This is a genomic window from Enterobacter cloacae complex sp. P6RS, assembly GCF_014982245.1.
In the GTDB taxonomy this organism is placed as follows: domain Bacteria; phylum Pseudomonadota; class Gammaproteobacteria; order Enterobacterales; family Enterobacteriaceae; genus Enterobacter; species Enterobacter bugandensis.
Genome location: NZ_JADCLB010000020.1, coordinates 171,479 through 196,602, shown reverse-complemented (window position 1 = coordinate 196,602; position 25,124 = coordinate 171,479). Strand labels below are relative to the sequence as shown.

At 59.7% G+C, this 25,124-nt stretch carries 21 protein-coding genes; all 21 read left to right on the top strand.

The features are described from left to right. Nucleotides 1-324 precede the first annotated feature (324 nt). Entirely contained in the window at nucleotides 325-819 is a 495-nt protein-coding gene (locus tag INF73_RS14650; RefSeq protein WP_028013496.1) for a hypothetical protein, read from the top strand. Nucleotides 820-842: 23 nt separating this feature from the next. Next, nucleotides 843-1,346, top strand: coding sequence for a type VI secretion system lipoprotein TssJ (gene tssJ / locus INF73_RS14645; protein WP_028013495.1), 504 nt, complete (start codon nucleotides 843-845; stop codon nucleotides 1,344-1,346). Nucleotides 1,347-1,374: 28 nt separating this feature from the next. Then, complete coding sequence (gene tssK / locus INF73_RS14640) at nucleotides 1,375-2,718, top strand: type VI secretion system baseplate subunit TssK (protein ID WP_041909533.1); 1,344 nt, start codon at nucleotides 1,375-1,377, stop codon at nucleotides 2,716-2,718. A gap of 17 nt (nucleotides 2,719-2,735) precedes the next feature. Further along, entirely contained in the window at nucleotides 2,736-3,974 is a 1,239-nt protein-coding gene (locus INF73_RS14635) for a DotU family type VI secretion system protein (RefSeq protein WP_028013493.1), read from the top strand. Nucleotides 3,975-3,976: 2 nt separating this feature from the next. Beyond that, nucleotides 3,977-7,597 carry a type VI secretion system membrane subunit TssM gene (gene tssM / locus INF73_RS14630; RefSeq protein ID WP_193541641.1) on the top strand — a complete coding sequence of 1,207 codons (3,621 nt, stop codon included), beginning with the start codon at nucleotides 3,977-3,979 and terminating at the stop codon, nucleotides 7,595-7,597. A 16-nt stretch (nucleotides 7,598-7,613) separates the two neighbouring features. After that, nucleotides 7,614-8,330, top strand: a complete 717-nt coding sequence (tagF, locus tag INF73_RS14625) for a type VI secretion system-associated protein TagF (protein WP_028013492.1) — start codon at nucleotides 7,614-7,616, stop codon at nucleotides 8,328-8,330. Nucleotides 8,331-8,341: 11 nt separating this feature from the next. Further along, complete coding sequence (gene tssA / locus INF73_RS14620) at nucleotides 8,342-9,358, top strand: type VI secretion system protein TssA (protein WP_193541639.1); 1,017 nt, start codon at nucleotides 8,342-8,344, stop codon at nucleotides 9,356-9,358. Nucleotides 9,359-9,433: 75 nt separating this feature from the next. Continuing rightward, nucleotides 9,434-9,958, top strand: a complete 525-nt coding sequence (gene tssB / locus INF73_RS14615) for a type VI secretion system contractile sheath small subunit (protein WP_008502644.1) — start codon at nucleotides 9,434-9,436, stop codon at nucleotides 9,956-9,958. Nucleotides 9,959-9,961: 3 nt separating this feature from the next. Next, nucleotides 9,962-11,461 carry a type VI secretion system contractile sheath large subunit gene (gene tssC / locus INF73_RS14610; RefSeq protein ID WP_006810956.1) on the top strand — a complete coding sequence of 500 codons (1,500 nt, stop codon included), beginning with the start codon at nucleotides 9,962-9,964 and terminating at the stop codon, nucleotides 11,459-11,461. Between the two features lie 224 nt (nucleotides 11,462-11,685). Further along, a complete protein-coding gene (locus INF73_RS14605) occupies nucleotides 11,686-12,168 on the top strand; it encodes a type VI secretion system tube protein Hcp (RefSeq protein ID WP_008502640.1) in 483 nt (160 codons plus the stop codon). A 58-nt stretch (nucleotides 12,169-12,226) separates the two neighbouring features. Further along, a complete protein-coding gene (locus tag INF73_RS14600) occupies nucleotides 12,227-12,718 on the top strand; it encodes a type VI secretion system amidase effector protein Tae4 (protein ID WP_023330611.1) in 492 nt (163 codons plus the stop codon). Then, nucleotides 12,715-13,068 (top strand): T6SS amidase immunity protein Tai4 family protein, encoded by a 354-nt coding sequence (locus tag INF73_RS14595; RefSeq protein ID WP_048960690.1) that lies wholly within the window; start codon nucleotides 12,715-12,717, stop codon nucleotides 13,066-13,068. The genes INF73_RS14600 and INF73_RS14595 overlap by 4 nt, the downstream gene beginning before the upstream one ends. Before the next feature lie 86 nt (nucleotides 13,069-13,154). After that, complete coding sequence (gene tagH / locus INF73_RS14590; protein ID WP_059358138.1) at nucleotides 13,155-14,915, top strand: type VI secretion system-associated FHA domain protein TagH; 1,761 nt, start codon at nucleotides 13,155-13,157, stop codon at nucleotides 14,913-14,915. After that, nucleotides 14,912-15,709, top strand: coding sequence for a PP2C family serine/threonine-protein phosphatase (locus INF73_RS14585; RefSeq protein WP_023336024.1), 798 nt, complete (start codon nucleotides 14,912-14,914; stop codon nucleotides 15,707-15,709). The genes tagH and INF73_RS14585 overlap by 4 nt, the downstream gene beginning before the upstream one ends. A 16-nt stretch (nucleotides 15,710-15,725) precedes the next feature. Beyond that, nucleotides 15,726-16,724 carry a hypothetical protein gene (locus INF73_RS14580; RefSeq protein WP_059358136.1) on the top strand — a complete coding sequence of 333 codons (999 nt, stop codon included), beginning with the start codon at nucleotides 15,726-15,728 and terminating at the stop codon, nucleotides 16,722-16,724. A 9-nt stretch (nucleotides 16,725-16,733) separates the two neighbouring features. Next, entirely contained in the window at nucleotides 16,734-17,546 is an 813-nt protein-coding gene (locus INF73_RS14575) for a type VI secretion system accessory protein TagJ (protein WP_059358135.1), read from the top strand. Then, nucleotides 17,539-18,102: a type VI secretion system baseplate subunit TssE gene (tssE, locus tag INF73_RS14570; RefSeq protein WP_028013485.1), complete on the top strand. Its 564-nt coding sequence runs from the start codon at nucleotides 17,539-17,541 to the stop codon at nucleotides 18,100-18,102. Before INF73_RS14575 ends, tssE begins: the two co-directional genes overlap by 8 nt. A 2-nt stretch (nucleotides 18,103-18,104) precedes the next feature. Next, complete coding sequence (tssF, locus tag INF73_RS14565; protein ID WP_045260272.1) at nucleotides 18,105-19,976, top strand: type VI secretion system baseplate subunit TssF; 1,872 nt, start codon at nucleotides 18,105-18,107, stop codon at nucleotides 19,974-19,976. Then, entirely contained in the window at nucleotides 19,973-21,016 is a 1,044-nt protein-coding gene (gene tssG / locus INF73_RS14560) for a type VI secretion system baseplate subunit TssG (RefSeq protein WP_192987244.1), read from the top strand. Before tssF ends, tssG begins: the two co-directional genes overlap by 4 nt. Nucleotides 21,017-21,051: 35 nt before the next feature. Beyond that, entirely contained in the window at nucleotides 21,052-23,667 is a 2,616-nt protein-coding gene (tssH, locus tag INF73_RS14555) for a type VI secretion system ATPase TssH (protein WP_193541637.1), read from the top strand. 24 nt (nucleotides 23,668-23,691) lie between these two features. Continuing rightward, nucleotides 23,692-25,110 carry a serine/threonine-protein kinase gene (locus INF73_RS14550; protein ID WP_193541635.1) on the top strand — a complete coding sequence of 473 codons (1,419 nt, stop codon included), beginning with the start codon at nucleotides 23,692-23,694 and terminating at the stop codon, nucleotides 25,108-25,110. Nucleotides 25,111-25,124: the final 14 nt, after the last annotated feature.

Genomic DNA, 25,124 nt, shown 5'->3' with positions numbered 1-25,124 from the left:
TATATCATTATCAGGTGTTGAAATAAGTAGATCCAGGCCATGTCGGGTTTTTTTATCAGATTAATCCTATAATGTTTCGGCTGCTTCAATTACCACCACTTACGCTGCGGTAAATATTGAATTGAAGCAAAGCTCATGTAAACTTGTTTACCGTTTGTCAAAATATGTCAGGAAGACGCTGGGCCTTATTCTGAAGGGCTCATGCGGTAGCTATGTCTTTAAATTAGTAACACCCCGAAATTATCCTGACTATTTTAACAATAGCACCTAAGTCAAATTTCATCCCCTTATCTCCATCATCAAAATATCGCTACGGAAAAGCATATGAAAATGCGCGTACTGTTTTCACTTCTGTTTGTAATGGCGGTGGCGGGCTGTAAAGCGCCACAGAAACCGGCAATCACCGACGACACGATCGTGACCAGCCAGGTCAACGGTGTCACCCTGACCCACCGTCACGCCGTGGTGCCGCCAACGGAATTCACCCAGCTCAACGAGCCTTATCGTGCCATGTACCCGGCCTCCCTGATGAGCCGTCCTGATTTTGGCGGAAAGGTTATCCGTACGCTGGAAACCGGAAAAACCTATGTAGTGCTGGGGCAGGTTGAACACTACTGGATGGCGCTCGCCGATGAGGGGAACGACCAGCTGATTGGCTACGTCCCGATGCGTGCCGTTATCAAAGCCGACCAGTACGAAGCCACCGTCCGCAAACAGGCCATTCGTCCTAAGGTGCGTAAAAAAGCGACCTGCGTCGATGTGGATGGCAACAGCAAAGCCTGCAAAGACAGCGCTAACGGTACCTGGATCCTGAACTAAACGGCTTTCGTGGGCGTATTTTTATGAATAATAAAAAGTTTCATCGGCTGTGGTTAGTCTTTTACGCGGCGATTTTCGCCCTTGTCAGTGGTTGTACGTCGTCTTCACACAGCGACCCTTCCCGCTACAATCTGCAGTTTCAGGCTCATCCACAAATCAATGATTCTGCGCCACTTAAAGTCCGGGTGCTGTTGTTGAAATCCGATGCGGATTTCATGTCCAGCGACTTCTATTCCCTGCAGAACAACGCGTCAGCAACGCTTGGCGCGAATCTGCTGAACAGCGACGTTTTCTTCCTGATGCCGGGACAGCTGTCCAAAACCCTCAGCGGTCAGAGCGATCCTGAGGCGCGTTATATCGGCGTGATGGCGGAATATCAGAAGCTGGACGGTAAAAAATGGCGCGTTTCACTCCCGCTGCCTGTGCCAGGCGAAAATCATATCTACCAGTTCTGGAAATGGTCCGCGGATGAACTCCAGGCCAACGTTTTTCTCGACGTAAACGGCATTCGGGTCATCAGCCAGTAACGCGCTTCACAACAGGAAACACATCATCATGACCAAAGCAGAAAAGGTCGTCTGGACCGAAGGCATGTTCCTGCGTCCACACCATTTTCAGCGGACTGAAAGTTATCTGCTCAACCATGTTCGTGAGTGGGGTGCGCTGCAGCGTTCCTATCTCTGGGGCTTTCTCGACGTAGAACTGGACGAAGCGATGCTTCGCCAGGGCTGCATTGCCCTGAGCTACTGCAGCGGGTTACTGCCGGACGGCACCTTTTTCCAGGTCCGCAACGGACGCAATGGTCCCGCGCCGCTAAAAATTCCTGACAATCTCACCAACGAAAAGGTGGTGCTCGCGCTGCCGGTTCGTCGTGGCGAGCGGGAAGAGGTGATTTTCAGCGAAGAGCCTGCCTCGCTGGCCCGCTTCGTCGCGTTTGAGCAGGAGGTGGAGGACGATAACGCCATGTCGGTGGGGGATGCCACCGTCCAGTTTGGCCGCCTGCGCCTGACGCTGATGCTGGAAAAAGACCTCACGGCAGAATGGACATCCATCGGCGTGGCGTTTGTGACTGAAAAACGCAACGACAACCACGTGCGGCTGGATAACAGCTACATCCCGCCGATGCTGAACGCCAATAACAGCCCGCAGATCTACAGCATGATCAACGATCTGCACGGTTTGCTGGTGCAGCGCAGCCAGCAGATTGGCGGCCGCCTGCGTCAGCCTGGCCGCTTTAACACCTCTGAACTGATTGAATTTACGCTGCTTTCGCTCGTGAACCGTCATCTGGGCGAGGTTTCACATTTAAAAACGCTGCCGCTGCTGCACCCGGAAACGCTCTGGCGCAGCTGGCTGCCGTTTGCCACCGAGCTCACGACCTGGACGTCGCAGCGCACCACCGAGAGCGTGCTGCCGATCTACGATCACGACGATCTGGCGAACTGCTTCAGCAAGCTGATGCTGATGCTGCGCCAGGGGCTGTCGCTGGTGATGGAAGACCACGCCATTCAGCTGCCGCTTAACGAGCGCTCGCATGGCCTGAACATCGCCACTGTTCCTGAAACCAGCATGGTGCGCGAATTTGGCTTCGTGCTGGCGGTGAAAGCCAACGTGCCGGGCGAACACCTGCAAACCCACTTCCCGGCGCAGATGAAAATTGCCCCGGTCTCGAAAATTCGCGATCTGGTTCAGCTGCAGCTGCCGGGCATTATGCTGCGCGCCATGCCGGTCGCGCCGCCGCAGATCCCGTGGCATGCCGGCTACAGCTACTTCGAGCTGGAGAAGGGCAGCGAGCTGTGGCACGAGATGGATAAGTCCGGCGCATTCGCCCTGCACCTTGCAGGGGAGTTCCCGGGGCTGGATATGGAGTTTTGGGCCATCCGTAGCCCGACAGAATAATAAAGCGAGCGCTTAATATGCAGGAACGACAGGATAGCGGCAGTGATGCCGCGTTTACCGGAGCCAGTAGCAACAATCAGCTGGTGGCGGCCGCCAATCCGCTGCTCAACGCGATTCCGCAGATCCGTCATTCGGTATCACATGACGATCAGGTGGCGTTACGCCAGCGCCTGATCGATGAGATTCGCCGTTTTGAAGTCCGCTGCCAGCAGGCGGGGCTGCCCTACGAAGTGATCGTCGGGGCACGCTACTGCCTGTGCACGGCGCTGGACGAGGCCGCCGCGCTGACTCCCTGGGGCAGCAGCGGCGTCTGGTCCAGCAATGGCCTGCTGGTGACGTTCCATAACGAAACCTGGGGCGGCGAAAAGTTCTTCCAGCTGCTGGCGCGCCTGTCGCAGAACCCGCGCGAGCATATCCTGCTGCTGGAGATGATCAACTACTGCCTGCTGCTCGGCTTCGAGGGGCGCTATCGGGTGCTGGACAATGGCCGCACCCAGCTTGAAACCATCAAGCAGCGGCTGTGGCAAATGATCCGCGGCGTGCGCGGCAGCTATCCGCCGCCGCTTTCTCCCCATCCGGAAGATCGTCCGGTGCTGCGCAAGCTCTGGCGGCCGATGGTTCCCCTGTGGGCCTGCGTGGCGCTGGCCGGGTTTATCGCCTGCCTGTTTTACATCGTGCTTAACTGGCGCCTTGGCGACAACACCAACCCGGTGCTGGCGAAGATTTATCAGTCCCAGCTGCCGGAAACCACCATCCAGCAGCCAGCGCGTCAGCTGCCCGCAGTGCTTAACCTGCGCGGCTTCCTGAAGCCTGAAATTGAGGCGGGCCTGGTGGCGGTAAAAGACCAGGCAGATCGCAGTGTCGTGATCCTGAAGGGCGATGGGCTGTTTGCCTCCGCCTCGACCGTCGTGCGCGACCGCTATGAACCGGTCATCAACCGCATTGCGCAGGCGATGAACAACGTCAGCGGCAAAATTCTGGTGGTGGGCTACAGCGATAACGTGCCGATCCGCAGCGCGCGCTTTGCCTCTAACTACGAGCTCTCACTGGAACGCGCGCGCTCCGTACAGAAAATGCTGCAGGGAAGCCTCTCTCAGCCTGGCCGCGTGAAGGCGGAAGGGCGGGGCGAGATTAACCCGGTGGCGCCGAACACGACGCCGGAAAACCGCGCCCGTAACCGCCGTGTGGAAATTACTCTGCTGGTGTCGCCTGAAAACACCCAGGCCGAGCTGAACGGATTGCCGCAAGGAAACTAAGGATGCTGACTACACTTCTTTCCATTCTGACCAACCGCATTCTGTGGAGCTTCCTCGGCGTAACGGCGCTGGCGGCGGTGATCTGGATGATTGGCCCGCTGTTGTCCATCGTGGACACCCGACCGCTCGAATCCGAACAGAACCGCATCATCAGTATCGCCGTGGTCTACCTGCTGTGGGCGCAGGGCCATATTCTGCCGCGCCTTTATAACGCCTGGTTGAACCGCAAGCTGATGGACAAGCTCAACGAGAACACCACCAGCCCGGAGGCGGCGGATCCGCAGCAGCGCCTGAACAGTGAGGAGCAGATCCTCGCCAGCCGTTTTGATGAAGCCGCGCAGATGCTTAAAAAAGCGCACTTCAGCAAAGCGGGCCAGGGCGCTCAGTGGACCCAGCGCTTCAGCACGCAATATCTCTATCAGCTGCCATGGTACGTCATTATCGGCGCGCCGGGCTCAGGTAAAACCACGGCGCTGGTGAACTCCGGGCTGCAGTTCCCGCTGGCCGACCGTTTCGGTAAGACCGCGCTGCGCGGTATTGGCGGCACGCGCAACTGCGACTGGTGGTTCACCAACGAGGCCGTGCTGCTGGACACCGCGGGTCGCTATACCACCCAGGAGAGCGAGCAGGCGCAGGATGCCGGTGAGTGGCTGCAGTTCATGGGGTTACTGCGCAAGTACCGTCGCCGCCAGCCGATCAACGGCGTCATCGTCACGATCAGCATTTCGGACCTGCTGACCCAGTCTGCCGAGGCGTCCCGCCAGCAGGCGGTAAATCTGCGCCAGCGCCTGTCCGAGCTGCATGAACAGCTGGGTATCCGCTTCCCGGTGTACGTGATGGTGACCAAGGCCGACCTTCTCAAAGGTTTCCGCGCCTGGTTTGCCGACTACGATAAAGCGCAGCGCGACCAGATCTGGGGCTTCACGCTGCCGTGGGAGCAGACCAAACACGCCGATTACGACCTGATGGGCAACTTCCAGCAGGAATTTTCTCTGCTGCAGCAGCGTCTTGATGCCGGGCTGCCGGAAACCATGCTCAAAGAGCATGACGCGAAAACCCGCGCCGAAGCGTATCTCTTCCCACAGGAGTTCGCTGCGCTGCGTCCGCTGCTGGCGGACTACCTGAGCACGGTCTTTGCGCGCTCCAACTTCGAAACTGAGTTCTCACCGCGCGGGATCTACTTCGCCAGCGGGACGCAGGAAGGCATGCCGTTTGACCGCGTAATGGGCGAACTGAACCGCGCGCTCTCCCTGCCGGAAGGGGCAGAGCGCGATAACTGGGATTCGGTCAGTAAAGAAGCCCCAATACCGGGCGCGAAGGGCCAGAGTTTCTTCATCAAGAACCTGCTGCAAAACGTTATTTTCCAGGAAGCCGGGATCGCCGGGGAAAACCGCTGGTGGGAACTGCGCAACCGGGCGGTGATCTGGTCCGGCTACGTGGCGCTGCTGGCCCTGCTGGCGATCCTCGGCGGGCTGTGGCTCACCAGCTATGCTAAAAACAAGGCCTATCTGGAAGAGGTGGATGCGAAGGTGCCGCTGCTGGACCAGCAGAGCAAAGCGTTGCAGAACCAGCCGCAGCGTGACCTGTTCGATCTGCTGCCATTGCTGAATGGCCTGGTGGACCTGCCGAAAAGCGACGCGTTTGATGTCAACGATCCGCCAGTCTCCCGCCGCATGGGGCTTTACCGTGGGGATGACGTCAGCGATGCTTCGCAGTCCCTGTACCAGAAGGCGCTGGATCAGCTGCTGTTGCCCGCCGTTGCTATGCACATCACCACCTGGCTGCGCAACGATAACGGCAGCGACGTGGAGTACAGCTACGAGGCGCTGAAAGCCTATCAGATGCTCTATCAGCCGAAGCACTACGACGGCAAATTCCTGCACTCCTGGGTGATGCTCAACCTGCAGCGCAACCTGCCGCAAAACGTCACGAAGGCGCAGCTGCAGCAGCTCGAATGGCATCTCACCCAACTGCTGGAGCCGAAAATTCAGGCCTCGCCGTACGCGCAGGACGAATCCCTGGTGGGGCGTGAAAGAGCGCTGATCGGCCAGCAGCCGCTTTCAACCCGCGTCTACGGTCGCCTGAAGCGCCTGCTGGAACATGACGACAACCTCAAACCGGTCTCCCTTTCCGACCTGGGCGGGCCACAGAGCGAGCTGGTGTTTTCACGCAAAAGCGGTAAGCCGGTGAGCGAAGGGGTGCCGGGTCTTTATACGCCGGACGGTTACTGGAAAAGCTTTAACAGCCAGATTGACAGCGTAACGACCGCCCTGCATGAAGACGACGCCTGGGTGCTGGGCGCCGCGACCGCGCAGGAAGATAAACAGCAGATCGATAACGCCGTACGTCAGCTCTACATGCGCGACTTTATCGCGAATTGGGATCGCTTTCTCGCCGACATCCAGCTTAACAACAGCGCCGATCTCTCCCAGCGCATCAACACTGCGCGCCTGCTCTCTGGCGCAAACTCGCCCCTGCGCCGTCTGGTGCAGAACCTGAGCCAGGTGCTGACGCTCTCCCGGGATACCCCGGCACCGGAAGATGCCGATAAAGCGCAGGCGCAGAGCAACCGCGCCACCCGCACGCTGGAAGCGCTGTTTAGCAATAATGACAATTCCCCGACGCAGGCCGCCGCGATTACTCAGGCGCCGGAGCAGCTGGTGACGGACCACTACGCGCCGATGATTGAGCTGGCCCAGCCGCTGGAAAAGGGTGGCAAGACCATCGTGTTTGACGATTTTCTTAAGCAGGTGGACGAGCTTTATCGTTACCTGACCGCCGTGCAGGACGCCGCCAACAGCGGTATGCCGGCGCCGGGCGGCGAGGCGATCAGCCGTCTGCAGGCCAGCGCCGGTCGACTGCCGGGCGGATTGCAAACCATGTTCAGCAACATGGCGGTGGGGGCCAGCAGCGATACCCAGCGCCGCGATCTGGAAAACGTGCGTAAGCGGATCAACGTTGAAGTCGGCGGTTTCTGCCGTCAGGCGATAGCGGGTCGCTACCCGCTGGTGCGCAGCGCCAGCACTGAGGTCACCCCGGACGATCTCGCCCGCATGTTCGCGCCGGGCACCGGGCTGATGGATACCTTCTTTCGCGACAACCTGACCAGCAAAGTGGATACGACGCAGGCAAACTGGCGCTTTATGCCGGGTATCGACGGTAAAACCCTGCCGGGCAGCGAAGGGCTGCTGAGGCCGTTCCAGCAGGCCCAGTCGATTCGCGACGCCTTCTTTGCTAACGGCGCAACCACGCCGTCCTTCAAGGTGACGGTTCGCACCGTGCGAATGGATAACACCATTCTGAACCTGACGCTGGATGTCGACGGCCAGCTGCTGCGTTACAGCCACGGTCCGCAGGCGGTGCAGATCATGAACTGGCCGGGGCCGGGCGGCACCAACCAGGTCCGTATGCAGCTGGGTCTGGCTAACGGCAGCACCGCGACGCTTGTGACCAACGGCTCCTGGGCGTTAAACCGCTTTTTTGACAAAGCGAGCACCAGTCCGGGCGCGGGTAGCCTGAGCCGTCAGGCCACCTTCAACGTCGACGGACATCAGGTCACGCTGGAGTTTGCGCCGAACAGCATCCGCAACCCGTTCCAGCTTCCCCGTTTTTCATGCCCATAACCGCAAGGACAGCCGTATGACGAATACCCCTGCGATGAACCGCTACAGCTGGTATGGCAAATTACCCAGCGCCGGAGATTTCCTGCAGCGTCGCTTTCCTGACACCTTACAGCGCCAGTGGTCGCACTGGTTTCAGGTTGGCCTGCTGGCCTGGCAGCAGGAAGAGCAGCGCAGCGGCGAGCGCCAGTTCACCAAAGCTCCGGTCTGGAACTTCGTCGTCCCGCCGATGCTGGGCAGCCAGATGATCCAGATGGGCTGCCTGCTGCCCGGCCGCGACAGCGTTGGCCGACAGTACCCGGTCTGCATTCAGCTGAGCTTCGCCCCGTCAGAGTGGTCGACCAGCCTGCTCAGCCAGGCGGAGAGCTGGTATCAGCAAATTGGTCGTCTGGGGCTGCACGCGGTGCGTAACAGTTTTTCCGCCTCGCAGCTGGATGAGATGCTGATGTCCATTCCGGCGCCGCAGCCCGTCGAGCCGCAGAAGCGCTCTGACATCCTCGACGTCATTGGCTACGACGAGGACGGCCAAAGCACGCTGGGCTGGCCGCAGGCGGCAGAGTGCTTTGACCCGCTGCGTCAGACCAGCTACTGGTGGACCAACCGCTGCGACGGTTACCCGCTGTACACCCACGTTCACAGTGGCAACTTCACCGGCCAGCTTTTTACCCTGCTGTTCGACCCGGCAGGGGGCGCCCGCCCGGGGCGTCACGGTCTCTATCCGCCTATGTTTGAATAAGCAGGGATCTCATGAATATCGAAGAATTTCTCGCGCCAATAAGTCCCGACAAGCCCTGTGGCGACAATCTGGAATATGACGCTGACTTCCAGGCGATGAACCAGGCCAGTCAGGGCAAAGCGGAACAGCAGTTTGGCGACACCATCATCCCGGCAGAGCCTGCGGACTGGAACACGGTAGAAAAATTCGCTACCAGCCTGCTGAGCCGCACCAAAGATCTTCGCGTGATGCTGGCGTTAACCCACGCCTGGACCCGCCGTCGCGGTCTTGCAGGCTACGCGGACGGGCTGTTGGTGGTGCAGGAGGCGATCGCGCGCTACTGGGAGCCGCTCTATCCGCTGCTGGAAGAGTATGGCGAAACCGACCCGTTCTATCGCATTAACGCTCTGGCAGGGCTGAGCGATAAATCCGAGCTCACCGTCGCGGTACGTAACGCCTCGCTGCTGCGTTCAAACGGCGATGAAATTTCGCTGCGTGACGCCCAGGCGCTGCTGGACGGCAGTAAAACCGAGTGTCCGGACTATCCCGGCGGTCGCCCGAGGCTGATTGACGAACTGGCCCGCGGCGACCAGCCGGGGACCGCAGCGGTCATTGTGATTAACGAACGGCTGCTGGCCATCCGCGAGCTGCTCACCGGGCATCTCGGTGAAAGCGGCGTACCGGAAATGGAACAGTTGATGAAAACAGTGGGGCTGGTCGCCAGCGCCTGTCAGGTGACCGACATCAGCAAGCTGCTGCCGAACCGTGAAGCGCAGGCTGAACAGCACGCTGAGCCGCAGCCTGCGGCAGCGCAGCCCGTTCAGCCGATCACCGACTGGCGCAGCGTGCAGGTTACCAGCCGCGCCGACGCGCAGCTAATGCTGGAAAAAGCGAAGCAGTATTTCGCGCAGTACGAACCAAGCCATCCCGCACCGCTGATGATTGAACGGGTGCAGCGGCTGTCAGAACTTAACTTTATGGACATTATTCGCGACCTGGCGCCAGACGGCGTTAACCAACTGGAAAACATCTTTGGACGCCGCGAATGACGCGTCCTGGCATTATGACGACAGGCATGGAGTCTGCCGTTTCACCTTCACCGCGCATCTTTGATGGAGAACATCATGGCAATGAGTAACAGTGGACAGAAATTCATCGCACGCAACCGTGCTCCCCGCGTGCAGATCGAATACGACGTAGAGATCTACGGTGCAGAACGCAAAATTCAGCTGCCGTTTGTGATGGGCGTTATGGCCGATCTGGTTGGCAAGCCGGTGGAAAACCTGCCAGCCGTCGACGAGCGTAAATTCCTGGAAATCGACATCGATAACTTCGATGAACGCATGAAGGCGCTGAAGCCGCGCGTGGCGTTCCAGGTAGATAACACCCTGACCGGCGAAGGTAAGCTCAACGTCGATCTGACCTTCGACAGCATGGACGACTTCCTGCCGGACGCGGTGGCCCGCAAAGTTGAGCCGCTGAACAAGCTGCTGGAGGCGCGCACGCAGCTCTCTAACCTGCTGACCTACATGGACGGCAAAAACGGTGCGGAAGAGCTGATTGCAAAAATTCTCCAGGATCCGACGCTGCTCAAATCCCTGAGCCAGTTGCCAAAAAATGACGAAAGTGCGAAAGGTAGCGAGGAATAATCGATGAGCAACCAGACTCAACAACACGATCAGCAGGCGGGTCAGGCGTTCAGCCAGGATGAGTTCAGCGCCCTGCTGAACAAAGAGTTCCGCCCGAAAACCGATCAGGCGCGTTCCGCCGTGGAGAGTGCGGTCAAGACCCTGGCGCAGCAGGCGCTGGAAAATACCGTCACCTTCTCGAACGACACCTACCGCACCATTCAGAACCTGATTGCCGGTATCGACGAGCAGCTCTCCCAGCAGGTGAACCAGATCATTCACCACGAAGAGTTTCAGAAGCTGGAGAGCGCCTGGCGCGGCCTGAGCTACCTGGTCAACAATACCGAAACTGACGAGATGCTGAAGATCCGCTTTATGAGCATCTCCAAGCAGGAGCTGGGCCGCACCCTGAAACGCTACAAGGGCGTGGGCTGGGACCAGAGCCCGATCTTCAAGAAAATCTACGAGCAGGAGTACGGTCAGTTCGGCGGCGAGCCGTTTGGCTGCATCGTCGGCGACTATTACTTCGACCACAGCCCGCAGGACGTTGAGCTGCTGGGGGAAATGGCGCGCATTGGCTCTGCGGCGCACTGTCCGTTCATTACCGGTACCGCGCCGGGCGTGATGCAGATGGAGTCCTGGCAGGAGCTGGCTAACCCGCGCGATCTGACCAAGATCTTCCAGAACACCGAATACGCCGCCTGGCGTTCACTGCGTGAATCCGAAGACGCCCGCTATCTGGGGCTGGTGATGCCGCGCTTCCTGTCGCGCCTGCCGTACGGCATTCGCACCAACCCGGTGGACAGCTTTGACTTTGAAGAGCAGACCGACGGCGCAAACCACAACAGCTACTCGTGGGCGAACGCGGCCTATGCGATGGCCGCCAACATCAACCGTTCCTTCAAAGAGTACGGCTGGTGCACCTCGATTCGCGGCGTGGAGTCCGGCGGGGCGGTGGAAAACCTGCCGTGCCATACCTTCCCGAGCGATGACGGCGGCGTGGACATGAAGTGCCCGACCGAGATCGCCATCAGCGATCGTCGCGAAGCCGAGCTGGCAAAAAACGGCTTTATGCCGCTGGTACACCGCAAAAACTCCGACTTTGCCGCCTTCATCGGCGCGCAGTCCCTGCAAAAACCGGCGGAGTACCACGATCCGGATGCGACCGCCAACGCGCGCCTGGCATCACGCCTGCCGTACCTGTTCGCCTGCTGCCGCTTTGCCCACTACCTGAAGTGCATCGTGCGCGACAAAATCGGCTCCTTCCGCGAGCGCGAAGAGATGGAGCGCTGGCTGAACGACTGGGTGATGAACTACGTCGACGGTGACCCGGCTAACTCCTCCCAGGAGACCAAGTCCCGCAAACCGCTGGCGGCTGCGGAAGTTCAGGTGCAGGAGATTGAAGACAACCCGGGCTACTACGCCGCGAAGTTCTTCCTGCGTCCACACTACCAGCTGGAAGGTCTGACCGTTTCTCTGCGTCTGGTTTCTAAACTGCCGTCGCTGAAGACGAAAGACGCGTAAGAGCAACATCTGCACGGGCCGGCAAGAAAGACGGCTGGAACGGTAATAATGACTTCACATTCATTCCGTTATTTCGGAGGAATGTAAGACTGTCAAATGACACGGGTCATTTGATATGAGGCAGAGGTAAAATATGGACGGTTTTATTCAGCCCCATGCTTTCCTGTTTGCCATATAAGTGCTTTTTCGAAAGCAATATTGTTCATCCACGAAGAGTAGATATTATGGCTATTGATATGTTTCTGAAGGTCGAGGGTGTTACGGGCGAATCTAAAGATTCTAACCACACCGGCTGGACTGATATTACCTCCTTCTCCTGGGGCGCTTCCCAGCCAGGTAATATGAGCGTTGGCGGTGGCGGCGGTGCCGGTAAAGTTAACTTTAACGACCTGCACGTTAACGCGCTGATCGACAAATCCACCACCGCTATCCTGAAACACTGCGCCAGCGGCAAACACCTGACTAAGGTTGAACTGTCCGTCTGTAAAGCGGGCGGTCAGCAGGTGGAATACTCCCGCATTACGCTGGAAGATGTGCTGGTGACTTCCGTTCAGTACACCGGTGCAGACAACGGCGACACCGTGGGTGTGACCTATGCATTCCAGGCTGCGAAAGTGAAACAGCAGTACTGGGAGCAGACCACGTCGGGTGGTAAAGGTGCTGAAAGCAGCGCTGGCTGGAATATCAAAGAAAATAAAGAAGCATAATAATAGTGGGCCCGAAAGGGCTCACTTTACCCTGAGCTTCTTATCAAGGAGAAACGAGATGTCTCATATGCGTCCTGCTTTTGGTGCCGCCTGGAACAGATTCAGAGAAGTTAACGTAAACGTAGAACAGGTTGGCAAATTATTGGGTGGAAAAGTTCAGCATAATATCGACGCCGGTATTTTTAAAAATGCCTGCCCAATTCGTATGAGTTACGTTTTAAATTACTGTGGCATTCCGATCCCTTCTAACAGTAAATATGCGACAGTGACCGGGAACGACAAAAAGCGCTATATGTTCCGCGTTAAAGATATGATTGCATTTCTACCCACGGTACTGGGCAATGCAGATATGTCGGTCTCTTCCCCAACGCCTGCGCAATTTGCAGGCAAGCAAGGCATTATCATCTTTACCGGGCACGGCTGGAGCGACGCAACCGGTCATGTCACACTCTGGAATGGAAATATTTGCTCTGATGATTGCCATTTCCTCGGCTCACCGGGTAATGGTTCGTTTATTCCGACCAACGCCACCTTCTGGAGCCTGAAATGAAACGTTTATTACTTCTGGTATTGGCTATCAATGCCTCTGCTGTTTATGCCCAAAATCTGCCTGCCGTCAGCGCTTTTTCTCAGCAACAAATCTTTGAAAATTGGGTGCAAAACCGTTGCATCAGTAAGATCGCGGACAGTAAAAGTCTGAAAGATGATGCAGAGGCCAGCGCGGCCGCCTGGCTGGAAGCAAGCAATCTCCCTGCTGAAAATTTTGAAAAAGCTGACCAGATCATTGTTTCTTCTCTGAAAGAGAAGATAGGCGGTACTGAACCGGGTCAATATCAGGTTTTAAAGTGCAGCTTAATCGCCAACAGCGACGCGATTCGTCCGCTCAAAACCGCAAAATAGAAGCAATGGAAGCGGCCCCAAACGCCGCCGTTCTCGTCCCGAGAGCGGCAGCGTTTGAGCGCTAATCATACCAGCAGGAATACGCCATGCGATTCACGATTATTTCTACGAAACCCGGTCATCAGCCGCCGCAAAGCAGCTGTGATTTTTACGCCCCGGGCGGCACCATTGGGCGCGGTACGGATAACAATCTGGTATTGCCGGACAATGACCGCACCATCTCGCGTCTGCAGGCCATTGTCCACGTTGACGCTCAGGGCGAATGCCGTGTCACCAACCGTGGCAGCGTCACCCGCGTGGTATTGAATGATATTCCGCTGGAGCGCGGACGTCAGGTTGAACTGCAGGATGGCGACATTCTCGGTATTGATGACTACCGTATCGAAGTGACCGAACTGATCCACGACACACAGCCGGTGAGCCGTATGGCGGCCAGCATGCAGCAGCAGGCGCGTCCGACAGCCGCACCCGCTGCGCCCGCTGCGCAAGCGAAGCCTGCTAACCCCGCGCCACGCGGGAAGGCGGAACCGACCGCCGTGCCTTCCGAAATCTGGGACAGCCTGATGCAGGAGTTCTCCATCTCCGACAGCATCTCCAGCAACCGAGCAAAACCGCAGCCTGCGGCCTCACAGGATCCCTTCTCCCAGCCCGCCGCGCCGGAGCGTAATGCCGAAGATCCGTTGGCGATGTTCAACGACAGCGATCCAACGCTTGAGCGCAAGAACGTCGACCCGGACACCCTGTTCAGCGACGAAGCGCTGTTCAAAAAAGAGAGCATTTTTGACGATGTGACGCCTTCCACGCTGGTGCCGCCGGTTGAGGGGCAACCCGCCCCTAAAGAAGACGCGGCGGACGAGCTTGACCCGCTGGCGCTGTTCGGTGGAAAGGCCAGCGCGCCAGCCGCGCGCAATGATGACCCGCTCGGGCTGATGGGCGGAGCACCGTTAACCCACCCGGATGATATTGCAGACGAAAAGCCAGCATCAACGCCTGAACCGGAGCAGGAAGAGGACGTGCTTGCCGATTCTCCGCTGTTCGCCCCAGAGCCGCAGGAAACGCCGCGTGAAGAAGAGCCGGCGCGGCCGGATTACGCAGGCTTCACCATGCCTACGCCGCAGGCCGTTGCGCGCAGCAGCGCTCAGGCACCGAAGGGGCGCCTGCGCATCGACCCGGTCAATAACGCGGCATCCCCAACCGCCAGCCCGAATAACGGCGAGAAGGGTGAAGTGCTGCAGGGCGAGCTGCTGCAGGCGCTGCTTGAAGGTATGGGCCTGAGCGAAATGCAGCCTGTTCCGCAGTTTGACCGGGAAAATATGCGTCAGTTGGGGCAGATTCTCGGCATGTTCTCGCAGGGCACCGTGGCGCTGCTCTCGTCGCGCTCCATCCTGAAACGCGGCGTAAAAGCCGATATGACCATGGTGCTGGACGATGCCAACAACCCGTTCAAGCTGTTGCCGACCGGGAAAACCGTCTTAATTCAGATGTTCGGCACCCCGATGCCGGGCTTTATGCCGCCGACCAAATCGGTGCGCGATGCGCTGATCGACCTGCAGGCGCACCAGCTGGGGATGATCTCCGGTATCCGCGCCATCATCGCCGCGATGCTGCAGTCCTTTAACCCGGAACAGCTGGAGGAGCAGGCGAAGCAGAACGGCATGACCTCGCGTCTGGCGCTGCCGGGCAGCCGCAAAGCCGCCCTGTGGGACTATTTTGTTCGCAGCTATGGCGAGACGGCGGGCGAGATTGAGGATGACTTCCACACCCTGTTCGGCGAAGCCTTCCTTCATGCGTATGACATGGAGGTGAATCAGTACAAAGACTCACAGAGCGGATCGGAAGACAAATGAATATCGCAACCGCTTCTCTCTCCCGCCAGGGGACGCGCGCCAGCAACCAGGATCAGACGGGAGAAACCATAGGGGAACGCTCAGCCTGCTTTGTCGTCTGCGACGGCATCGCGGGTCTGCCCGGTGGTGAAGTCGCCGCGGAACTGGCCCGTAACAGCATTATCTCCCGCTTCGATGGCGACAAGCACCTCAACGCGCAGCATATCCGTGACTACGTGCAGACGGCGAATCGCACCATTCTGAGCGAACAGCAGGCCGTTCAGGACTATCGCCGGATGGGCACGACGCTGGTCAGCCTTTTCATTGACCGGGATTACGGGCTGGCGTACTGGGCGCATGCCGGCGACAGCCGCCTGTACCTGTTTCGCCGGGGGTGGCTGTGGCACGTCACCACGGACCACAGTCTGGTGCAGCAGATGAAGGATGCCGGGCATCAGACGGACGATCTCAACAGCAACCTGCTTTATCTGGCGCTGGGAATTGAAAACGGCGGACCGGAAGCGAGCTACAGCGACGTGGTGCAGGTAGAAGACGGCGATGCCTTTTTACTCTGCACCGACGGGTTCTGGCACGGCGTCAGCGAAGAGCAAATGAAGCAGTCGCTGCACATGGTCAATACGCCGCAGGAGTGGCTGACCTTAATGAACCAAATCATTCAAAAGAATGGCGAGCAGGAGGGGAATGCGCAGGATAACTATACCGCCCTGGCGGTATGGATGGGCAACCCTCAGGACACCACTTTGCTGCACACCCTCTCTGATGCAGCACAATTTCTTCCCTGCGGAACTGATTAGACACACAAGGAACGATATGAAACTTTGGCTATCGGGTTTGGCACTTCTGGCGGCGACCTCCACCGCGCAGGCTGAAAATTTCCGCATCGTGCAGTCTCCTGCGCAGAAGCTGGATATCTGGATCGACAACATCAAAGACAACACCCCGCAGAGCTGGTGTAAGCCAGAAGTGGCGCTGCGCATTGTGGCGAACGGCAAGAAAGATGTCTCCGTGCTGGAAAACTTTGTGCCGCGTCTTGGCTCGCTGCTGGAACACCAGTGCAGCAAAGTGAATAAACTCAGCTGGACGCTCAACGATCCCGAGGGGACGACGCTGGCGCAGGGCACGGCAGCTAAAGCGCAGGACTGGGCGCTGGTGGTGAAACAGCAGCAGGCCGCGCCTGCCGAGACCGTCACCGCAACCCCAGCCAGCGGCGCGTTACTGCCACCCGATCAGAACGTGGCTTCCCGCACCGTTGCGGCCGACCGCACGCCGTGGCAGGAGTTTACCCTGCAGGATGGCTGCCACCTGCGCACCTTCTGGGAGGGCGGCGCGTCCGCTCCGGCGCTCTTTATTCCGGATTCTGACACCACCCGCTGCGGTAACGGCAGCTGGCTGAGCGGTCACACCGTTATCTCTCAGTCCCGCAACGGCGGGCAGAAAGAGATGGCGGTGACCTACATTCACGGCTTCCCGGTGATGGGGCTGAATCAGAGCGCCGATCCGGAAAACGCACTGATCACCTCCGTCAATAAAGAGCGCATGGTATTCAGCACGCCAGACAGCGATCAGAGCTGGATGATCCTGCCTTACGACAGCACCCTGAACAGCTGGAAGAGCAACGGCACGGTAGCGGTAGAAATTTCCCGCGAGACCGCCAGCGACGATGCAAAACTGCAGGCGCGTATTGCGGCGGTGAAGAAAACCTGGAGCGCCTGGGTTGTCCCAGGCACCCCGCTGAATATCGTTCTGATTGATACCCTGCGTCCTCAGCTGCGCGATCCGGCAGTGGGCGCCTGGCGCGCGGCGAATTAAGGAATGGCTATGAATACGCTCTATCAACACCTGGCGGGTGAAACGCTCAACGACGCGCTGGCGCGTCTTGAAGCGGAGATCAAAGCCCGTCCGGCAGATGCAGACCTCCGCGCCGCGTTCGTGCAGTTTTTAATCCTCAGCGGCAACGGGACGCGCGCGCTGACCCAGCTGAAAAGCTGGCTGGCGCTGAAGCCGCAGGCGAAACCCACCGTCACGCTGCTGGAGCAGTCCATTCAGGGTGAGCTGCAGCGCGCGCAGGTGATGGCGGGGCAGGCGCGTCCGGCCATGCCTGAAACTCAGTGGCCGTGGCTGACCACCCTGGCCGCGGCGCTCCGCGAGGAGGGTGAGCGTGCCCGGTCGCTGCGCCTTGAAGCGCTTGACCAGGCGCAGGCCACTCCCGGTCACATCACCCTCGAAAACGATGAGGCTCAGCCGTTTGACTGGCTGATGGACGGCGATGCCCGTCTCGGCCCGGTGTGCGAAACCATCGTGAACGGCCGCTATTTCTGGCTGCCGTTTAACGCTATCGCCGAGATCCGTTTCCAGGCGCCTGCCAGCGTGACCGATCTGGTCTGGCGTCACGCGCTGGTGCGCCTGACTGACGGTACGGAGCAGGTATGTCAGATCCCGGCGCGTTACCCGTTTGCTGCCGATGCGTCGGATGCGATCAAACTGGGCCGCACTACCGAGTGGCAGCCGCTCGACGAGGACGGCACCCTGTACGAAGGGATGGGCCAGAAAGCCTGGCTCAGCGAGCAAAGCGAAAGCCCGTTGCTGTCGTTAAGCCTCGTGTCGTTTGCGATGGATGGAGACGATGAGTAATCCCGCTGGCGAAGGCGATCTGCTGCGCAGCGGCTGGCAAGCCCGCAGCAGGCAGGAGAAGGTGGGGGCGCGCGACAAAATGCAGCCTTCGCTGCTCGATCGCCTCACCGATAACGATCCGGAAAAAAAACGCGAGCCGGCCAACAGCAACCTGATCACCCACGCCGCGCTGCGTCGTAACGTGCTGCGGGATTTGCAGTGGCTGTTTAACACCATCAACCACGATGCCTCCGGCGATTTAAGCGCGCTACCGCACGTGAGCCGCTCGGTGGTTAACTTCGGCGTCGCGCCGCTGGCCGGGAAGAGAATGTCGGATATCGAATGGCACGATATTCAGCGCAAGCTCACCGAGGCCATCATCAATTTTGAACCGCGCATTTTGCCGCAGGGGCTGCAGGTCCGCTGCGTGTCGGATACCTCCTCGCTGGATCTGCACAACGTGCTCTCCATCGAGATTAAAGGGCGCTTATGGTGTGTGCCGTACCCGCTGGAGTTTCTGTTTCGCACCGATGTCGATCTGGAAAACGGCCATTTTGAACTGAAAGATGCGGGGTAATCATGGAAAGTAAACTGCTCGAATATTACAACCGTGAGCTGGCCTACCTGCGCGAAATGGGGGCCGAGTTTGCCGAACGCTATCCGAAGGTCGCCGGGCGGTTGGGCATGCGCGGCATCGAAGTGGCGGACCCGTACACCGAACGCCTGATGGAAGGTTTCGCGTTTCTGACCTCCCGCGTGCAGATGAAAATGGACGCGGAGTTTCCGCGTTTCTCCCAGCGTCTGCTGGAGATGATCGCGCCGAACTACCTCGCGCCCACCCCTTCAATGGCGATTGCGGAAATTGAGCCCGACAGCAGCCGCGGCGATCTGAGCAACGGCTTTATTGTGCCGCGCGGCACCATGATGGACAGCCTGGCGCTGAAAAAGACCGGCGTAACCTGCAGCTATACCACCGCGCACGAGGTCAATCTGCTGCCGCTGAAAATTGACAAAGTGGAGCTCGGCGGCGTGCCCGCTGACCTGCCGCTGGCGCAGCTCGGCTTAAGCCAGCGGGGGATCAACAGCGCCTTGCGGATCCGCATTGCCTGCGACGGCCCGCAAAACCTTGGGCACCTGAATTTTGACCGGCTGGAGTTTTTCCTTAGCGGCCCGGACATTGAGGCGCTGAAGCTGCTGGAGCTGGTGATGGAGCACCACGCCGGGATCGTCTGCCAGACGGTCAGCCCGCAGCCGCAGCGACAGCTGCTGGCAACGGATGCGCTGCGTCAGGAGGGCTTTGCGCCGGACCAGGCGCTCCTCCCGGACGATCTGCGCAACTTTGACGGCTACCGTCTGCTGCAGGAGTATTTTGCGTTTCCGGCCCGCTTCCGCTTTATCAGCCTGAGCGGTCTGAGCACGCTTATCCAGCGCTGCGAAAACGAAAAAGCCTTCGATATCTTCATTCTGCTGGATAAGTCGGATGAACAGCTGGAGCGCGTGGTCGACGCCAGCCATCTGGCGCTGCACTGCACGCCGGTCATCAACCTGTTCCCGAAAGTGGCGGCCCGGCAGAAGCTGAATGAAGGCCAGCATGAATACCATCTGGTGGTCGATAACATCCGTCCGCTGGACTACGAAATTTATGCGGTAAATAAAATTTTTGGCAGCGCCGACGGCCAGCGCGACGACCAGACGTTTCGTCCGTTCTGGAGCACCTGGAGCGGCGACGCGGGCAACTACGGGGCCTATTTTTCCCTGCGCCGGGAACAGCGCGTGCTCTCCGAGCACGCCCTGCGCTACGGCACCCGTACCGGCTATATCGGCTCGGAAGTCTTTGTCTCGCTGGTGGATGAACAGCATGCCCCGTGGCAGGAAAACCTGCGCTACATCTCTGCCGAGGTGCTCTGTACCAGCCGCGACCTGCCGCTGATGCTCCAGCAGGAGCTCGGGCAGTTCATTATGGCCGACTCCATGCCGGTGAAGGGGTTAACCCTGCGCAAAGGCCCGACGCCGCCGCGTCCGGCGCTGGCGGAAGGGTTCAGCACCTGGCGGCTCATCAGCCAGCTGCAGATGAACTACCTCAGCCTGATGGACAGCGAAAATGAAGAGGGGGCAGCGGCGCTGCGCCAGCTGTTAGGTCTGTACGCCAACCTGGCCGAAACGCCGGTTGCACGTCAGGTGGAGGGGGTTCGCCACTGCGTGCTGGAGCCGGTACACCGCCGCGTGCCTGAACCCGGCCCGGTCGTTTTCGCTCGCGGAATTGGCATCACCCTGACGGTGGACGAGCGGGCGTTTTCCGGCGCCAGCCCGTGGCTTTTCGGCAGCGTGATGGAGCGCCTTTTTGCCCGTCTGGTCTCCATCAACAGCTTCACCGAGTTCACCCTGAAGAGTCAGCAGCGCGGCGAGATAGGCTACTGGGCGCCGCGCATGGGTAAAAGGGCGCTGGTATGAGTGACGCTGCCACCGCACCGCTGCGCGTGCATCGCCTGACGAAGCTGCCGGATACGTTCTGGCACGGGGTCCGCGAGACGCCCTGGCGCTACGATCTGTTTCAGCTGTTAAGGCGCATTGATGCCCAGGGCGGCGAGCGCTACCCGCTGGGACGCGCGCCGCTGCCGAAATTTGAGCCGCTGCGCATTGGCCAGCAGCCCTCAATGAGCTTTGCGCCGTCGACGCTGGCCCAGGTGCGACAGCGTGAAGAAAGCGGGCTGCATGAGGTGTCGATCCTCAGCTTTGGCCTGTTTGGCCCGAACGGCCCGCTGCCGGTGCATATGACCGAGTACGCCCGCGAGCGGATTCATCATCACCAGGACACCAGCCTCAGCGCGTTTGCCGATCTGTTCCATCATCGTCTGGCGCTGCTGTTTTACCGCGCCTGGGCGGATGCGCAGCCTGCCGTTTCCCTCGATCGTGCCGACAATAAGCGCTTTGAGGGCTACCTGGCGTCGCTGATCGGCATGGGACAGCCGGGTCAGATGAACAAGGGCAGCCTGAGCGCCCATGCCCGCTTTAGCCATGCCGGGCATCTGACCCGCCACGGGCGGGATCCGGAAGGGCTGGAGAAGATCCTGCGCAGCTATTTTAAAGCGCCGGTTAAGCTGGTGAGCAACGTGCCGCAGTGGATGCCGCTCTCCACCCGCGAGCAGGCGCAGCTGGGAGCAGGACGCCGCATGCCGCGCATGGGGGAATCCGCTTTTCTCGGCGTCGCCGTCCGCGACGTGCAGCATAAGTTTCGTATCGAGATTGGCCCGCTGAGCGCGGAGGAGTACAACCGCTTTCTGCCGGGCGAAGCGTGGGTCACCGAGCTGCGCGACTGGGTGCGCCAGTACGCGGGAATTGAGTTTGAATGGGAAACACGGGTGATCCTGCGTGAAGACGCGGTGCAGGGCACCACGCTCGGCAGCGATGGGCGATTAGGCTTTAACACCTGGCTGGGGCATCAGCCGCAGCCTGTCCCGCGTGGCGATCTGGTGTATCGCGCAGAGCGATAAATTTTTCTAACGCATTGTTATCAACGGAACCGAACATGTCAGAAATTAGCCGTGCCGTGCTTTTCGGCAAACTGGATACGCTGTTATTTACCTCTCTGGAAAGCGCGACTGCCTTCTGCAAGCTGCGCGGCAACCCCTACGTTGAGCTGGTGCACTGGCTGCATCAGCTGATGCAGCAGCAGGATGGCGATCTGCAGCAGGTCATCCGCCACTTTGCCCTCGACGAACAGCAGCTAACGCGCGATATCGTGGCGGCGCTGGACGCTCTGCCGCGCGGCGCAAGTTCCGTTTCCGATCTCTCCGAACATATCGACAGCGCCGTGGAGCGCGCTTGGGTCTTCGGCTCGCTGAAGTTTGGCGTCAGCCGCATTCGCGGCGGCCATTTGCTGATTGGCATCCTCAAGACCTGGAATCTGGCCAACGTGCTGAAAAGCATCTCGTCGCAGTTCACCCGCCTTAACGTCGAAGTGCTGATTGAGCAGTTCGACGCTATTTGCGCCAACAGCAAAGAGACGCAGCAGGCCGCTGCCGCCGTCGATGCACCGGCGGGTATGGTACCGGCTGCGCAGGGGACGCTGGCCCAGTATGGCCAGGACCTGACCGCCCGCGCCCGCGACGGGAAGATTGACCCGGTTGTCGGGCGCGACGAGGAGATCCGCCAGATGGTAGATATCCTGATGCGTCGCCGCCAGAACAACCCGCTGCTGACCGGGGAGGCCGGGGTCGGCAAAACCGCAGTCGTTGAAGGGCTGGCGCTGCGTATCGCCGACGGCGACGTGCCGGAGCCGCTGCAAAATATTCAGCTGTGGCTGCTGGATATCGGCATGCTGCAGGCAGGCGCGGGCATGAAAGGCGAGTTTGAAGCCCGTCTGCAGGCGCTCATTAACGAAGTCCAGTCCAGCGCCACGCCGATTATTCTGTTTATCGATGAGATCCACACTCTGATTGGTGCAGGCGGCCAGCAGGGAACAGGCGATGCGGCGAACCTGCTGAAGCCGGCCCTGGCGCGCGGTCAGCTACGCACCATCGGTGCCACCACCTGGGCGGAATACAAAAAGTACATTGAGAAAGACCCGGCACTGACCCGCCGTTTCCAGACCGTACAGGTTCACGAGCCGGACGAAGCGAAAGCGATTCTGATGCTGCGCAGCACCGTGTCGCCGCTGGAGACGCACCACCAGGTCCTGCTGCTCGACGAAGCGGTCAGCGCGGCGGTGAAGCTGTCCCATCGCTACATTCCGGCGCGTCAGCTGCCGGACAAAGCCGTAGCCCTGCTCGATACCGCCTGTGCCCGCGTCGCGGTCAGCCAGAGCGCGCCGCCGGCGCAGCTGGAAGACTGCCTGCGCCATCTTGCCGCGCTGGACGTGGAAATTGAAATTGCTGAACGCGAAGCGCGCGTCGGCGCCGGTGAGGCCGACCGCGTAGCGTCGTTAATCACAGAGCGCGACGCGTATGAAACAAAACGCGAAGCTCTGGCCCGGCGCTGGGAAGACGAGCGCGGTCTGGTGCAGGAGATCATCCGCCTGCGCGCCGCGCTGTTTGCGGCGGGCGAGGAAGAGACCGCCGAGCTGCGCAGCCAGCTGGCGGAGCAGCAGCAGGCGCTGAACGCCTTGCAGGGTGACGAGCCGCTGCTGTTTGCCGCGGTAGATGAAAACGTGGTCGCCGCGGTGGTCTCTGACTGGACCGGGATCCCGCTGGGCCGGATGGTGAAAAACGAGATCGACGCGGTGCTGAACCTTGCCGACACGCTGAACCAGCGCGTTATCGGCCAGCGTCACGGGCTGGATCTCATTGCCCGCCGCGTGAAAACCTCGCGGGCGAAGCTCGACGATCCGAACAAACCGGTGGGCGTCTTTATGCTGTGCGGCCCGTCCGGCGTCGGGAAAACCGAAACCGCGCTGGCGCTGGCGGAATCCCTATACGGCGGCGAGCAGAACGTTATCACCATCAACATGAGCGAGTTCCAGGAAGCGCACACCGTTTCCACCTTAAAAGGTGCGCCTCCGGGGTACGTAGGGTATGGTGAGGGCGGGGTATTAACCGAGGCCGTCCGCCGTCGCCCTTACAGCGTGGTGCTGCTGGACGAAATTGAAAAAGCGCACCCGGACGTCCATGAGATCTTCTTCCAGGTCTTCGACAAAGGCTGGATGGAGGACGGCGAGGGGCGCCACATTGATTTCCGTAATACCATCATTATTCTGACCTCCAACGTCGGCACCGAGCTGATAAGCGCCATGTGCGCCGATCCGGAGCTGATGCCGGAGCCTGACGCATTAAGCGGCGCGCTGCGCCAGCCGCTGCTGGAAGTATTCCCGCCGGCGCTGCTGGGCCGCCTGCTGGTGGTGCCGTACTACCCGCTCAGCGACGAGATGCTCGGGCAGATTGTGCGCCTGCAGCTCAAGCGCATTCAGCGTCGTCTGGAAGAGAATCACAGCATTATTTCTGAGTTTGACGACAGCGTGGTGGAACAGATTGTTCAGCGCTGCACCGAGGTGGAGTCCGGTGGCCGCATGGTGGATGCTATCCTGACTAACACCCTGCTGCCTCAGATGAGCCAGATCTTACTTACCGCCAGCCGCAGCGACGAGCAGTACCGACGCCTGCATGTCACCTGCGAGCAGGGCGAGTTTCACTGTCAGTTTGCCGCGTAATAATCATCAAGAGAACTGTAAAAGATGACGGATAATGATAACAATCGGACTGTCCCAAACGCGCTCCCGGTCGGGTACCGCTTCAACGAGTTTGAAATCAAAGAGGTGATCGGCGGCGGCGGTTTTGGCATTGTCTATCGCGCGTGGGATCACCAGCTCGAACGCACTATCGCTATCAAAGAATTTATGCCTTCCTCGCTCGCCGTGCGCGGCGACGACATGACCCTGGTGCTGCGCAGCGAGCGCTTTGGCAAAGCATTTTCCGCAGGCCTGAACAGCTTTATTCAGGAAGCGCGTCTGCTGGCGCGTTTTAACCACCCGAACCTGCTGCACGTCCTGCGTTTCTGGGTGCAAAACGACACGGCTTACATGGGGACGCTGTTTTATAGCGGCACCACGCTTTCACGCCTGCGCGAAGAAAAACCGGAGCTGATCAACGAGGCCTGGATCCGCCGCACGCTGCCGATGCTGTTCGGCGCGATCAAGACCATCCACGACGAAGGCTATCTGCACCGTGATATCTCTCTGGATAACATTCAGATCCAGGATAACGGCCTGCCGGTGCTGCTCGATTTCGGCTCCGCGCGCCGCACCATCGGCAACCTTTCCGACGAAACGGAAACCATGCTGCGCCCCGGCTTTGCGCCGATTGAGCAGTACACCGACGACAACGAGAGCGAGCAGGGGCCGTGGACGGATATTTACGCCCTCGGCGCGGTGCTGCGTACCCTGATTGTGGGTTCTCCGCCGCCGGTCAGCGTGGTGCGCTCCATCCAGGATACCTGTAAGCCGCTGGTGGAAATCATGCCGCAGGGCTACTCCATCCCGCTGCTGCAGGCCATCGACCGCGCGCTGGCGCTGCACATGGAAGACCGTCCGCAGTCTATTGACGAATTCGCGGCGCTGATTGAGATGCCGGTCGCCGGGATCAACGACGTGCTTACCGCCAAAAAAACCGGCACCATGCTGGTTCCGGTTGAGGAAGAGAAGCCAGCTTCGGTGCTCGACTGGCGTCGCTACAAGATCCCGGGCATGGTCGCCGCGGGCGTGCTGGTGGGCGTTGTCGCCGGGGCGATGCTGTTCAGCGGTGGGAATGATGCGCCTGAGCAGGCTGCGCAGGCACCGGCCGAGACGCGTCCGACGGACACCGCCGCGAACGCGCCAGAGGTGAAGCCAGAAACGGCGACGGTGAGCGAACCGGCGACGGCACAGCAGACGCCACCGCCAGCCGCCAGCCCGATTGCGTTGGTCTATATCCGGATCCTCGACGGCGAAACGCTGAAAGTTAACGGCGAGCCAAAGGCGCTGCGCCCGGGAGCCAACGGCTATGCATCGCTCAAGCTGCCGGCCGGTGAGGCGAAGATTGAGCTGCAGGGCAACGGAAGAACGCGTGGCCAGACGCTGGATATCAGCAAGCCGGGCACCTGGCTGGTGAATCCGTAGAATTACGCTCAGTT